The 12,932-nt window shown below is 41.5% G+C and carries 13 protein-coding genes; 5 read left to right on the forward strand and 8 right to left on the reverse strand.

Going from position 1 to position 12,932, the window contains the following annotated elements:
• Positions 1–137 precede the first annotated feature (137 nt).
• Positions 138–1,307 carry a sulfate adenylyltransferase gene (gene sat / locus O9290_RS04460; protein ID WP_002803711.1) on the reverse strand — a complete coding sequence of 390 codons (1,170 nt, stop codon included), beginning with the start codon at positions 1,305–1,307 and terminating at the stop codon, positions 138–140.
• Between the two features lie 131 nt (positions 1,308–1,438).
• On the opposite strand from sat, the gene O9290_RS04465 reads away from it, so the two are divergent.
• Together O9290_RS04465 and hppD are read left to right on the forward strand one after the other, a co-directional pair.
• Complete coding sequence (locus tag O9290_RS04465) at positions 1,439–2,143, forward strand: SDR family oxidoreductase (RefSeq protein ID WP_149988034.1); 705 nt, start codon at positions 1,439–1,441, stop codon at positions 2,141–2,143.
• Between the two features lie 140 nt (positions 2,144–2,283).
• Positions 2,284–3,369: a 4-hydroxyphenylpyruvate dioxygenase gene (gene hppD, locus O9290_RS04470; protein WP_288057740.1), complete on the forward strand. Its 1,086-nt coding sequence runs from the start codon at positions 2,284–2,286 to the stop codon at positions 3,367–3,369.
• A 182-nt stretch (positions 3,370–3,551) separates the two neighbouring features.
• Here the strand turns inward: hppD and O9290_RS04475 are convergent, their stop codons facing one another.
• Together O9290_RS04475 and O9290_RS04480 are read right to left on the reverse strand one after the other, a co-directional pair.
• The gene (locus O9290_RS04475; protein WP_002757856.1) at positions 3,552–4,085 is read right to left on the reverse strand and encodes a retropepsin-like aspartic protease family protein; all 534 of its coding nucleotides are present in this window, start codon (positions 4,083–4,085) and stop codon (positions 3,552–3,554) included.
• A gap of 83 nt (positions 4,086–4,168) precedes the next feature.
• Entirely contained in the window at positions 4,169–4,510 is a 342-nt protein-coding gene (locus O9290_RS04480) for a histidine triad nucleotide-binding protein (RefSeq protein WP_002757854.1), read from the reverse strand.
• 180 nt (positions 4,511–4,690) lie between these two features.
• On the opposite strand from O9290_RS04480, the gene O9290_RS04485 reads away from it, so the two are divergent.
• Entirely contained in the window at positions 4,691–6,217 is a 1,527-nt protein-coding gene (locus tag O9290_RS04485) for a YifB family Mg chelatase-like AAA ATPase (RefSeq protein WP_002757852.1), read from the forward strand.
• Between the two features lie 115 nt (positions 6,218–6,332).
• Positions 6,333–6,575: a hypothetical protein gene (locus O9290_RS04490; RefSeq protein ID WP_288057745.1), complete on the forward strand. Its 243-nt coding sequence runs from the start codon at positions 6,333–6,335 to the stop codon at positions 6,573–6,575.
• Here O9290_RS04490 and O9290_RS04495 read toward each other — a convergent pair.
• Positions 6,497–7,801, reverse strand: coding sequence for a hypothetical protein (locus tag O9290_RS04495; RefSeq protein ID WP_002757850.1), 1,305 nt, complete (start codon positions 7,799–7,801; stop codon positions 6,497–6,499). The two genes, O9290_RS04490 and O9290_RS04495, sit on opposite strands and share 79 nt — an antisense overlap.
• Before the next feature lie 198 nt (positions 7,802–7,999).
• Here O9290_RS04495 and O9290_RS04500 point away from each other — a divergent pair, with 198 nt between their 5' ends.
• A complete protein-coding gene (locus tag O9290_RS04500; RefSeq protein ID WP_002743840.1) occupies positions 8,000–8,428 on the forward strand; it encodes a Tery_1686 family protein in 429 nt (142 codons plus the stop codon).
• Between the two features lie 74 nt (positions 8,429–8,502).
• On the opposite strand, the gene O9290_RS04505 is transcribed toward O9290_RS04500, so the two are convergent.
• From O9290_RS04505 to O9290_RS04520, 4 genes are all read right to left on the reverse strand, one after another.
• Positions 8,503–9,069: a hypothetical protein gene (locus tag O9290_RS04505; RefSeq protein ID WP_002757849.1), complete on the reverse strand. Its 567-nt coding sequence runs from the start codon at positions 9,067–9,069 to the stop codon at positions 8,503–8,505.
• Positions 9,069–10,469 carry an AAA family ATPase gene (locus O9290_RS04510; RefSeq protein WP_288057748.1) on the reverse strand — a complete coding sequence of 467 codons (1,401 nt, stop codon included), beginning with the start codon at positions 10,467–10,469 and terminating at the stop codon, positions 9,069–9,071. The genes O9290_RS04505 and O9290_RS04510 overlap by 1 nt, the downstream gene beginning before the upstream one ends.
• Before the next feature lie 224 nt (positions 10,470–10,693).
• Positions 10,694–11,278: a pseudouridine synthase gene (locus tag O9290_RS04515; protein ID WP_002751273.1), complete on the reverse strand. Its 585-nt coding sequence runs from the start codon at positions 11,276–11,278 to the stop codon at positions 10,694–10,696.
• A 171-nt stretch (positions 11,279–11,449) separates the two neighbouring features.
• Entirely contained in the window at positions 11,450–12,238 is a 789-nt protein-coding gene (locus tag O9290_RS04520) for an ABC transporter permease (protein WP_288027559.1), read from the reverse strand.
• Positions 12,239–12,932: the final 694 nt, after the last annotated feature.

The raw sequence follows: 12,932 nt of genomic DNA on the forward strand, positions 1-12,932 counted from the left end.
TCTGAAATGGAGCGAAAGTCTGTGGACTCTGTGTAAGACAGTACATGGTTTTTTAACTGTGGTATGCGACGGTGGTGGAAGCAGAAACTTAAATCGTGAGGTTTAGGAATCGCCGCACTTTTAGGGCGGCGAGGATGTCAAGATCCTTGCATGGCGCGGATTAATTCGGCAGCTACTTCTGGACGGGAGAATTCCGGAGGTGGTAATTCTCCTTTGCGCAGCAGTTCCCGGACTTTCGTTCCCGAAAGGTGGATTCTTTCTTCAGGTAAACTGGGGCTAGTTTTGGTGGTTGCCATTCCCGAAGTGCGGGTACAGTAGAAAGCGTGTTCAAACTTCATCGGCACGATTCCCAATTCCCCCGGCTCGAACTCATCAAAGATATACTGAGCATCGTAGGTTCCGTAGTAGTCCCCGACTCCGGCATGGTCACGACCGACGATAAAATGGGTACAACCGTAGTTTTTGCGGATAATAGCGTGGAAAATTGCTTCCCGGGGGCCAGCATAACGCATAGCTGAGGGGTTGATAGCCAGAATAACGCGATCTTGGGGAAAGTATTTATCCATCATGATCTCATAGCAACGCATCCGCACATCGGCCGGCACATCATCGCTTTTGGTAGCGCCGACAAGAGGATGCAAGAATAAACCATCTACCACTTCTAGGGCGCATTTTTGAATGTATTCGTGGGCCCGGTGGATGGGATTACGGGTTTGGAAACCGACAATCGTTTTCCAAGCTTTTTCGTGGAACATTTTGCGCGATTGCAGAGGATCGATCTGATATTTGGGAAACTGGGGATGAGGATCGCGCTGAAGTAACCAAATCGGACCTGCGAGGTTAATTTCTCCCTGTTCATAGAGGACTTTTACCCCGGGATGTTTCTGGTCGTCGGTACGATAGACGTTAACTGCTTCGTGGGCCTTATTGTAACGGTATTTTTGGGTTAGTTCTAGGACTCCGACAAAGTTGCCTTCGCTGTCATCTAAACGAATCCAGTTGCCTTCTTTGAGCGGATCCGCCACTTCTTCCCTAACGGAAAGAGTCACGGGAATTGCCCAGGGTAAACCATTGATTAGACGCATATCATCGACGACTTTTTCGTAGTCGTCCTGTTCCATAAAGCCTTTGAGGGGACTGAAACCACCAATAGCAATCATAACTAAATCCGAGAGCGCTCGTTCATCTAAGGAAACTCGCGGTAGTTTTTCAGCTAGGGCCAGAAATTCGGCTTTTTCGGCAGCGGTAGCAATACGATTAATTAATTGCCCACCGTGGGGCGCGATTCCTTCGGTCAGTACAGTCATAAAAATTTCTTTACATTGTCACGGTTTATCCTATCAGAAGTTGGCTAACCCTTAATCAAGGGGTTGGGACTAGCGATGATTTTCCAGTCGGAACAGTTTACAATAATATTTGTAAAGAATTGTAAATAATTATGAGCGAAAAAGTTGTCCTGATTGTCGGCGCTACGGGGGGTATCGGTGCCACTTTAGCCCGTAAACTAGCTGTTAATGGTCATAAACTCGTATTAGTGGCCAGAAATGCCGATAATTTATCTAATTTAGCTGGTGAGTTGTCTTGTCCCTCTTTAATTGTGCCGACGGATATCACCAATCCGACTCAGGTAGAAACTTTGATGGAAAAAATTGTCTCCCATTACGGCCGGTTGGATGTGTTGGTTAATGCGGCCGGAGCCGGTGTGATGAAACAATACAATAAAATCACGCCGGAAGATTTAGATAAAATGCTCGACCTCAATCTGAAGGGGAGTTTTTATACCTGTCAGGCTGCGGCTAATGTGATGAAGGAAAATAAGGCCGGTCATATCTGTAATGTGGTGGGAATTTTAGGTAAGCATTCTATGGCTATGGCTGCCGCTTATTGTGCTTCTAAATACGGGGTGGTCGGTTTTAGTAAATGTTTGGCCGATGAGTTAAAACGCTATGGTATTAAAATGACTTTATTCTATTTTGGTGGTGTCGATACTCCTTTTTGGGATCAGGTGAGCTTAAAAGTTGATCGCACTAAAATGTTAACCGCTCAAACCGCCGCCGATGCTATCTATTTTGCCATGAATGCTGAACCCCAAGCCGTCCCCATGGAAATTAATATTCAACCCGATAGTCATCTCTTTTTTTAGTCATCAGCTTTTTCAGTTATCAGTTATCAGTTATCAGTTATCAGTTATCAGTTATCAGTGAATAGCATTAAGTGGCAAGTTCGGAGTTTTATTTTCAATGTTTACTGCTCACTGAAAAAACCCTTTTTTTGACTTTATCTATGTTTGTTGATCATATTCATTTTTATGTAGAATCGGCCAAAAAATGGCGAGATTGGTTTGTGCGGGTGATGGATTTTCAGGCGATCGCAAGTTTAGTTAATCTGCACACACACACGGAAATAGTCGGCAATGGCATCCAAAAAGATAAAACTAAACAGATTATTTTTATCTTATCTTCTCCCTTAAATTCCCTTAGTCCCGTGGCGGAATTTTTAAGTAAATATCCTGAAGGGGTGGCGGATGTAGCTTTTCAAGTAGAGGATTTAGACAGTTTAGCTAGGAGAATTAAACAGGACATTTTTATTGAGGAAACTGTTTTGGCTAGGGGTAAGATAAAAAGCTGTCAAATCTCTAGCATTGCTGATCTCAAACATACGTTAATTGAAAGGCAGGGAATCACGCCAATTTTAGCCGATCCTAATCTGATTGAGTATGATAGTAGGGAACAAGATAATCAGGATATTCTGGCAATTGATCACTTAGTTTTAAATGTTTTTCAAGGGAATTTAGAGTTAACAGCCAATTGGTATGAGGAAAATTTAGGCTTTAAAAAAAGGCAAACTTTTACTATTAAAACGGAGCGTTCTGGTCTTTATTCTCAGGTACTTGTTTACCCGAAAACTGAATTAAAATTACCGATTAATGAGCCAGACAGTAACAGTTCTCAAATTCAAGAATTTTTAGATATTAATCAAAAATCTGGCATTCAACACATTGCTTTAAAAACAGAAAATATTGTAAACTTAACTCAAAAATTCCGAGATAGGCAGGTAGAATTTTTATCAGTTCCAGACAGTTATTATCAACTAATTAACTATCAAAAAAAAGATTTTAATATTGCTGATTGGGAATGGTCAGAAATAAAAAAACAGGAAATTCTCATCGATTTTGAACAAAATAGTCATTCCCTCCCGGAAAAGCCGACTTTACTGCAAATTTTCACTAAACCAATTTTTTCCCAGCCGACTTTATTTTTTGAATTAATCGAGCGACGTCATGCCGCTAGAGGTTTTGGAGAAGGCAACTTCCGGGCCTTGTTTGAAGCGATCGAACGGGAACAAATACAGAGAGGAACTTTGGATTAGAGTCAGAAAAGCGATAATTTTTCCCGTCAGACTAAGTAGGTAGGTGTTAAAAGTTTTCAGGCACCCCCCTTATCAAGGGGGGCAGGGGGGATCCCCCCGCCTATCGGCACCCCCCTTATCAAGGGGGGCAGGGGGGATCGAACCTAAAATCCATTTTTAGTTTAATTATAACCAGCTACTTATCAACGATGACGTAATTCAATCACATCTTTTTTGATCGTGACATCATAGGAACCAAAAAAAGTTTGTCCCAAGAGTCCTAATCCTTCCATTTGGGGAGAAATACCAACAATCTGATTAGATAAAGCCACCTCGCCAACTTTAACAGAATTAATGCGACCAAGATAAACAGTAACGACACCGCCGGCGGTATGAGCGACTACTTCCTTTTCCCGTTTGACTTTCATCGCTTTCGCCATGGCATCGGTGAGGACGATCGAACTAGCACCTGTATCAAAAAGCATTTCATAATAGTGACGGTTATTAAAAACCACCATCACCGTGGGAATGCCGTTAACCCGGCGTTGAATCGGTAGCTGATAAACTTGCGGGGAATTTTTCCTATTTCTAGATGAACTGCCACAGAGACGGCTAAGATCTATGTGTTGTCCATCTGCTCTTTGGAGAAAGCATTCCGATTGAGCGAGAGTCGTAGGGGTGAAGGGAAATAACAGCAGGGTGCTGGACAATGCGATCGCAGAAATAGACCTATTCATGGGTTCAACATCGAGAAGACCGACTCGGAAAAGAACGATTCTAGTTCTAGAATTCCCCAAAAATGCGGGAGAATAACAGGAGTTTAACCCGGAGGCCAAGCCATTATGCGATCGCCTAAGAGATGGACATGAAGATGATCGACGGTTTGACCCCCATGTTCCCCATTATTGATCACTACTCGATAACCTTGACTTAATTTAGCTTCGGCGGCCACTTTTTTAACAGTTAGTAACAAATGTCCCAATAGATCTCGATCGCTGTCGCTGGCTTCCTCTAGTTTCGGAATCGGTTTTTTGGGGATAATGAGGATATGGGTGGGTGCTTGGGGATTAACATCTCGAAAAGCGAGAACCAGATCATCTTCATAAACGATCGAGGCTGGAATTTCTTTCCGGATAATTTTGCTAAAAATAGTCTCACTCATAGACAGATTACTTTTTTTTCAACTATACCATTAAGCTCTCAGCTTTTCTGGCTAGGTTATCCCCAGAAATACGCTGATTTTCAGGGTAAATTCCCAGATAAAATCATTTTTGTGCGGAAAACTAGCCTAACATCCTGTTTCATTTTCCTAAGAACTCACTTTATTTTTACTTGAGCCAAAATGTTAGCAAGGGTTTGGAGTGCGGCAATTATCGGCATCGATGCCATTAAAATCGGGGTAGAGGTGGATGTATCGGGGGGATTACCCGGAATTGCCGTGGTGGGTTTACCCGATACCGCCGTGCAGGAGTCGAAAGAAAGGGTAAAAGCTTCCCTAAAAAATGCCGGATTTGCCTTTCCCATCCGCAAAATTGTCATCAATTTAAGTCCCGCCGATATCCGCAAAGAGGGGCCGATTTATGATTTACCGATTAGTATCGGCATTTTAGGAGCCTCCGAACAGGTAGAAGCCGATTTATTGGGGGATTTTCTCTTTTTAGGTGAATTATCCCTCGATGGTAGTTTGCGTCCCGTGGCGGGGGTTTTACCCATTGCTGCCGCCGCCGAAAAAATGGGGATTAAGGGTTTAGTGGTTCCTGCCGATAATGCCAAAGAAGCGGCCGTGGTCAAAGGCGTACAAGTGTATGGGTTTCGTCATCTATCGGAAGTGGTAAATTTCTTAAATGAACCCGATCGCCATTCACCGATGACTTTTAACGCTGCCGAGGAATTTGGGCGATCGCGGGTAAATCTCCCCGATCTCAAGGATGTCAAAGGCCAAGCCATTGGCCGTCGGGCCCTGGAAATTGCCGCAGCTGGAGGTCATAACCTAATTTTTGTCGGGCCACCGGGCAGCGGTAAAACCATGTTAGCGCGACGTTTACCAGGTATTCTGCCCCAGCTTACCTTTGCCGAATCCCTAGAAGTCTCCCAGATTCATTCCGTCGCCGGATTACTGAAAGATCGAGGTTCCCTGGTGCGCGAGCGTCCTTTTCGCAGTCCCCATCACTCCGCTTCCGGGGCAGCGCTGGTGGGAGGTGGCACTTATCCCCGACCGGGAGAAATCTCCCTTTCCCACCGTGGTATTTTATTTTTGGACGAATTAACGGAATTTAAGCGCAGTGTCTTGGAATATCTCCGGCAACCCCTAGAGGATGGTTATGTGAGCATTTCTCGCACTCGTCTTTCCGTCGCTTTTCCGGCGCGTTTTACTCTAGTGGCCAGTACCAATCCCTGTCCCTGTGGTTATTACGGCGATTCGGTGCAACCCTGCAGCTGTTCACCGCGACAACGGGAACAATATTGGGCGAAATTATCGGGGCCGCTTTTAGACCGTATTGACCTACAAGTGACGGTAAATCGCCTGAAACCAGAAGAAATGACCCAAGAGAGTCGGGGAGAAGCTTCTGAGCAAGTGCGGCAACGGGTAGAAAGGGCCAGACAAAAGGCCAGCGATCGCTTTCAGAATACGGGGATTCGCTCTAATGCGGAGATGAATTCCGAGCATTTGCGGGGTTTTTGCGCTCTTGATCATAGCAGTCGCCATATTTTAGAAGGGGCAATCCGAAAATTGGGTTTATCGGCCCGAGCAATGGATCGCATTCTCAAAGTTGCCCGCACCATTGCCGATTTAGGAGATAGTGAAATGCTGAAAAGTTCCCACGTTGCCGAAGCAATTCAGTATCGCACTCTCGATCGTTTAAGTTAGGGTTTGCGGCAAAAAGTTTGTTGCTGGGGTTAGGAGTCGGTCGTCAGGATTCAGGATTCAGGAGTCTGGAGATAGGGTTTTAGGGTTTTAGGGTTTTAGGGTGTTGGGGTTTTAGTTGAAATTCCCCCAATACCCCACTACTCCACTTCCCCATTTCCCAATTCATAATTCCCCCATTTCCCCACTTCCCCATTTCCCCACTTCCCCATCTCCCTACACCCCACACCCCACACCCCACACCCTACACCCTACACCCTACACCCTCTTTCAAGTCAGGAGTCAGGAATCGGGGGATTCTAAGCGTTTTTGCCATTCTCGATCGATTTTATCCGAGCGCTCGCTCTCTTGTTCGAGATAGTCTTGATCCGTAGAATAACTAATATCAGCATCCCTAATCACTTTTTGGTCAGCGAATTGACGAGAGTAGGCCAGTTTTTGCTCTAATTCAGGATTATTTTGGGCTAATAAATCTGCTCTTTTTTCTCGCTGTTGATTGCGTTGATTAACCCGCTTATTTCTCCACTGTAAAAAGAAATAACGACCGAGGGGAATCCCCAAAAAAGCAGCGGCATAACTGAGGAGAAAACCGTAGATACCTGTGACTATCGACCCCAGAGAACCGCTCAAATCAACACTATCACTGTTGAGCAAAAATCCTAAAACTAAAGCGAGGATAAAGTTAACCACCCCTAAACCTAAAGCTAAGATAATTTGACCGCTATCCGCTTCGCTAAACTTCCAGCTTTTTTCCCTTAGATAGGGTGACAATGCTTGTACTTTTCTCTCTTTGGTTGTCACCTGTAGATCGGGAAAATAATAGATAATATCGCCTCGATCGGACACCTGCGGCAACCCATTAAAGCGAGTTAAAACTGGAAGTATATAATCTTCTGTCTCCTCCTGACTGGGGGTAATACTATCCAGATAGGGGGCAATTTGTGGAGCAATAATCGAGCCACGATTATTTTGAATTACTTTACCGATAGTTTGCCAGCGTCTCTCCTCTAAATTGAAATTAGGATCGCCATCGCCAAAGAGAAAAGAAAAAACTGCCTCGAGAAAATTCATCTTACTAGGGGGTTTTTCTGCCTTAACTTCCCGATCTCTTCTTTCGTAGTAGTTATTACCAAAATCGGGATAAAAAATCCAGAAAAAGTCCGTGGGAAAGAAGTTAATATTAATTTTGCTATCTCCAGAATTGTTATCCGAGTCACTATCTTTGAACATTAAGCCTATCAGGATCGCCAGAATAGCGAGCAACAGGATTAAAATCGAAATAATTAAAACAATACCAAAGGAAATGCGAATAACATAAAAAACTACTTGCCAGATTTTACTCCCGAAAGCTTTTAACTGCAATTGCCAATATTTATTCAGAAGAATTGAGCGAAAATTTTCGGGAAAAAGATAGATAATCTCCCCCGTATCTGCTACCTGTAAATGTCCCCCCGCTTCCGCCGCTAAAGCTAATAATCCCTGTTGTGCAGCGTTAATCTCTAAACCCGATTTTGCCGCCACATCACCCACCGTAACCCGATAGCCTAATTTTTCGATCGATTGTAATAGAGACTCTTGGGGATTCATAGAAAATACTGTTCCTGTCGATTATCCTATTTTCTAGTTTAGTTTTGATTTTGTCTTTTTGGCAGCGGCTATCTTGATTGACAGGTGCGGCATTTTGGACTCGATCGAGAAAATATCGTTATAATTGTTCCAATAGTCGCAAAAAGCAGGGCTAAACTGTATAAATAGTTACTTTATAAGCAATTATCAGAGGTGAGCATGAATGCGTCGGAACAGGCAAAAGGATTAGAATTAACGGCGAAGATCGCCACACTCGTCAACCTGTTTAAACAACAATTCCCCGATGCAAAGGCAGATCTGAAACCTTGGCGCAATGATCCCCACACAAGGGAGTTAACGGATCCCGACTCGATCGATATCGCTTTCCATTTTCCCGGTTGGAGTCCCAGAATTCAAGGGCGCAGTATTCTGGTACAAATTCGTTTTCATCTCGATAGCGAGGATCAGCATCAGCGTTTGATTGGCTTAGAAATGCAGGCTTTTAACCATCAAGGAACCGCTTGGCGACTATCTACGGTGGAAAATTGGCAATTAGTCGGCAATTATCAACCTTCTCCTAAGGTGGCTGATAAGTTAAAATATTTCAGCCGGCAGGTGTTTGAAGTTTTTAAAAATGAGCATCGATAAGGCTCTTTCAGCACTCTCGGCAAAAGATCGTTATTCGATCGAGATTAAATCGGTCATAATGAGAAGCTATAGGACTAAATTAATTCTTGAAAGTGCTTCGCTTTAGCGGAAATTTTTAACATTTTTTCTGGTTGATCGTGAATCTCATTTTTTTGAGAGGATTTACGGCTGCTGGTGGTTGTTTTAGAAATACTGATATTTTTAATACTAACAAAGCGATATTGATAGTCCTGAAGAAAATCGGGTTGATTCCCAAATAAGCGTCCGATTTCACGACAATAGGAGACAAAGCATTCGGCTCCTTTTAATTGTTTGGTTATCGATGAATTAGAATCTCTGCTTTTCTTCATTTCCAGACAAAGGATAACTTTTTCAGAAGTGGTATTAGCGATAATTATAAAATCTGCACGCTTACACTCACCTTTATCACCAGTAAAAATTGTGCGGACATCAAAAAACTCATCTAGCTTGATCACAATAACTCGATCGGGTTCAGGCATTCCACTAATCACAAACGAATAGTTATCTTGATTTTCTGTCAGTTTCAGTAAATAACTATCTCGTTTGTATTCTTTTTTATACTCTAACTCTACTATCGCACAATCCCTAATCATTTCTTTGAGGATAGCAATATCAGACATTACTCCTCACCCCAAATAATAGCCGTTTGAATACGATTCATATTTTCGATAGTAGTATCAAAACTACGCGCTTCAATACCCATTTCTGGATCAATTTTAGCGGGATTTAAAGTGTGAAATTTGGTCTTTCTTTTTTGTCCTTTTAAAATCTTTGAATCTTCTTCAGCAATATAGACTTTAACTTGATTAGCCGATAATAATTCCTCTTGTCTATAGCCTTCTTCTGCGGCAATTTGTTTCAGGTGTGGTTGATCATGGTTAAGCATAATTAATGTGTTTATTTCTTTGATAATATAATCACTGTGAGTAGTGATAAAAACTTTAATACCAATGTTGATCAGTCGAGCGAAAAGTTTAGCGATACGGCGTTGATTTTCTGGATGGAGATTTAATTCAGGTTCATCTACTATCAACAAATCTCCGATGCGAGCTTCGTGTCTTAAATAAAAGCCAATGTCTAAAAGAGAACGTACAGCACTAGAACTTTCATCCATCGATAGTCTAAGTCTTTTTCCTTGTCTTTTTACTTTAGGAATGTAATAAAGTTCATCATTGTTAGTAATCATATATTGACCACCAATAATATCGGCAAAATCTTCTAAAATACTGGGATGATTTTCGTCAATAAAGCTAGTTTTTTTGACAATTGTTTCTATTTGTCTAGTAAAATCTACATTTTTTTTAACCGGTAGCGCATAATCCTGAGAAACATTAAATAACAGTTCACTAGGATCAAAATTGCTATTTTTGCTAATTTCTTCCAGTAAACGATTACGAGCAAAATTTAACTCTTTGCGAAAAATTGCCGCTCCTGTCCTTTCTGCACTGGCAATAAATAACCTGGGAAAAAACTGAGAGAAAATTATATCTTGGATGCTGTCGTAAATGATCTCCTCAAGAAAATGCACTGGCAGATTTATTTTTTCTGTTTCTGTTAATAATGTGATGGATAAATAAGGGTCATTTTCAGGTTTGCTAATCGAGATAATTTCCCATGTTGCTGTACTAATTTTCTTTTCATACTTATTTTGAAATTGAATATTGTCAAAATTTAATTCTATCTGAAAATCAACATTTTTAAATCTCTCCTCGTTGGCCGCAAAAACTTCAGGTATTTGTTGAATATATCTTTGACAACCTGTAGTAAGAATACTTTCACACTGTTGAACATACTCCTGTAGATCGAGACTAATTACACCATCAGAAAGTAGTTGCTCAATTTTTTCTTTGAGGCCAAATCTTGGTTTCGTTAATAGTCTTCGCCAAGTGTCTAAAAAACCGAATAAAGCGTAGGTAGCATAAGTTTTACCTGTATTATTACGACCACAGATAATTGTGAGGTCGCCTAGACTGAATTCTGCTTGTTTTAAAATGCCAAGATTTTTAATTTTAACTTTCATATTTGTCTTTAGGTTTAATATTCACGATTATAGATAATTGTGGGTAATTTGATCAAGTCCCAAACTATACATTCAACTTTGGTTAAGTAGGGAGGCAGAATTATTTGTAGGATGGGTTAGCGGTAGCGTAACCCATGCAGGCGTTGGGTTTCATGCTTCAACCCAACCTACGTTCATCTTATATTTAATTCCACCCACCCACTTATCAAGGTTACTTACAGAAATTATAACCTTTCCAAGGCTTTTCTCTCTTTTTCAGTCACTTCTCGCCATTGACCGGGTTGTAATCCTGTTAAGCATAATTTATTGTTTTTGTCAATAGTAATGGCTGTTCTAATTAATCTTAAAGTCGGATAACCAACGGCAGCCGTCATCCTTCTTACCTGACGATTTCTTCCCTCAGTTAAGGTAATTTCTAACCAAGCGGTGGGGACAGATTTTCGATAACGAATCGGTGGCTCTCTGGGGGGTAAATCTGGTTCAAAATCTAGTAAATTAACTATTGCTGGTCGAGTGCGATAATCCTGAATAGGAAGACCTTGACGCAATTTTTCTAAAGCGTTTAGGTCTGGAATTCTTTCGACTTGTACCCAATAGGTACGCGGATGAGCAAATTGACGATGACCCAAACGATGCTGTAATTGACCGTTATCTGTGAGTAATAATAATCCCTCGCTGTCCCTATCTAAACGACCGACAGAATAGATATTCGGGATGGGAATATAATCTTTTAAAGTCGAGCGACCATTTTCATCAGTAAACTGACATAATACATCGTAGGGTTTATAAAAAAGGATATATTTATTCAAAGTAAAAATAAGTCAGGAGATAGGAGTCAGGAAATAGGAGTCAGGAGCTTTTTGCTTTTATCAGTAAAAATCAAACAGTAATCCATGAAAATAAAGCTCAAAACTTGCCACTTAATACTATTCACTGAAAACTAAAATCTGATAACTGATTACTGATTACTGATAACTGATTCAATCCCGTTGATGGGAGAATTGATAAGCACCGACAATCGAGAGAAGAATAGCGACGATTAATAAAATAGGGATAGCGAACCAAGGAAATTGATTTATATCGTAGGCTGCGGCTCTTAATCCCAGACTAGCATAGGTGAGGGGCAAGGAATAAACAATAATTTTTAATGGCCAGGGTAAGGTTTGGGGGTCGAAAAAAGTTGCTCCTAAAAAAGACATCGGCACGATTACAAAGTTATTATACAGACTGACACTTTCGAGGGATGTAACTCGCAATCCGACAATTGCCCCTAAACCGGCAAAGACGGCACAATTTAAGATTAAAACTAATAAAAAGAGGGGATTGAGAAAACTGGCAAATTTTCCTGTAAATAAGATAGCAACGAGAATCACTGATGCAGAAGTCATTACACCGCGCAAAATTCCCGCGAAAACTTTGCCTAAAAATAATGAGAGGGGATGGACGGGAAGTAATAATAATTCCTCGAAGGTTTTACTAAATAAGCGATCGCCACAGATGGAAAAGGTGGTTCCCCCGAAACTGATCGCCATTGAGGACAGGGCCACCATTCCGGGTAAAATAAATTCTAGATAGGAATCGCCGAGTGAGGGTTTCATCGAGCGATCGAGGGCGCTTCCCAACCCCAACCCGAAACCGATAATATAGATTAGGGGAGAAACTAAACCTGTGGCGGCGATCTGAAGGACTCTCGCGCGTAAATCTAGCCATTCTCCCCAAAATACGGTTAAAGTGTCTGTTAATATCGTCTGAGCTTGAGCTAGTTTCACTGGTATTTTGGTTAATTAGTAAATATACTTTTAATAATAATTAATATTTGTCCCCTTTTTCAAGAGTGGCTCATCCCAGTTTAGTAAAATGTAGTAAAATGTAGGGTGCGTTAGACGGCGACAATCTCTGCTTAAACTTGAATCTAACAATCCGTCGTAACGCACCACACCTAGGATTAATTTAATTTGGTGCGTTACGCTACCTACTACTCATCCCAGTTTAGTAAAATGTAGTGGACTGTTTCAGCTAAAATAGGGCAATAGATTTCGGCTTAAAGTCTTAGATTATAGAATTTATAGCATTTTTCTAATACACCAAATTAGCTGAAACAATCCAGTAGGGTGCGTTAGACGGTGACAATCTCTGCTTAAACTTGAATCTAATAATCCGTCGTAACGCACCACACCTAGGATTAATTTAATTTGGTGCGTTACGCTACCTACTACTCATCCCAGTTTAGTAAAATGTAGGGTGCGTTAGACGGCGACAATCTCTGCTTAAACTTGAATCTAACAATCCGTCGTAACGCACCACACCTAGGATTAATGGCTCTTCGGTTTGTGTTATGCAATGGACGGGGGTTATAAGGGATGGAACCCTTATAGAGAAAGGCATTTAGCGATTTTTGTCAATTGTTTTTATCTAGAGCGAACTAATCAATTAAGTCTCTTGCCAGATAAGGATTTAGTCGAT

This window comes from Microcystis sp. LE19-41.2A (assembly GCF_027530405.1).
Lineage (GTDB): Bacteria > Cyanobacteriota > Cyanobacteriia > Cyanobacteriales > Microcystaceae > Microcystis > Microcystis aeruginosa.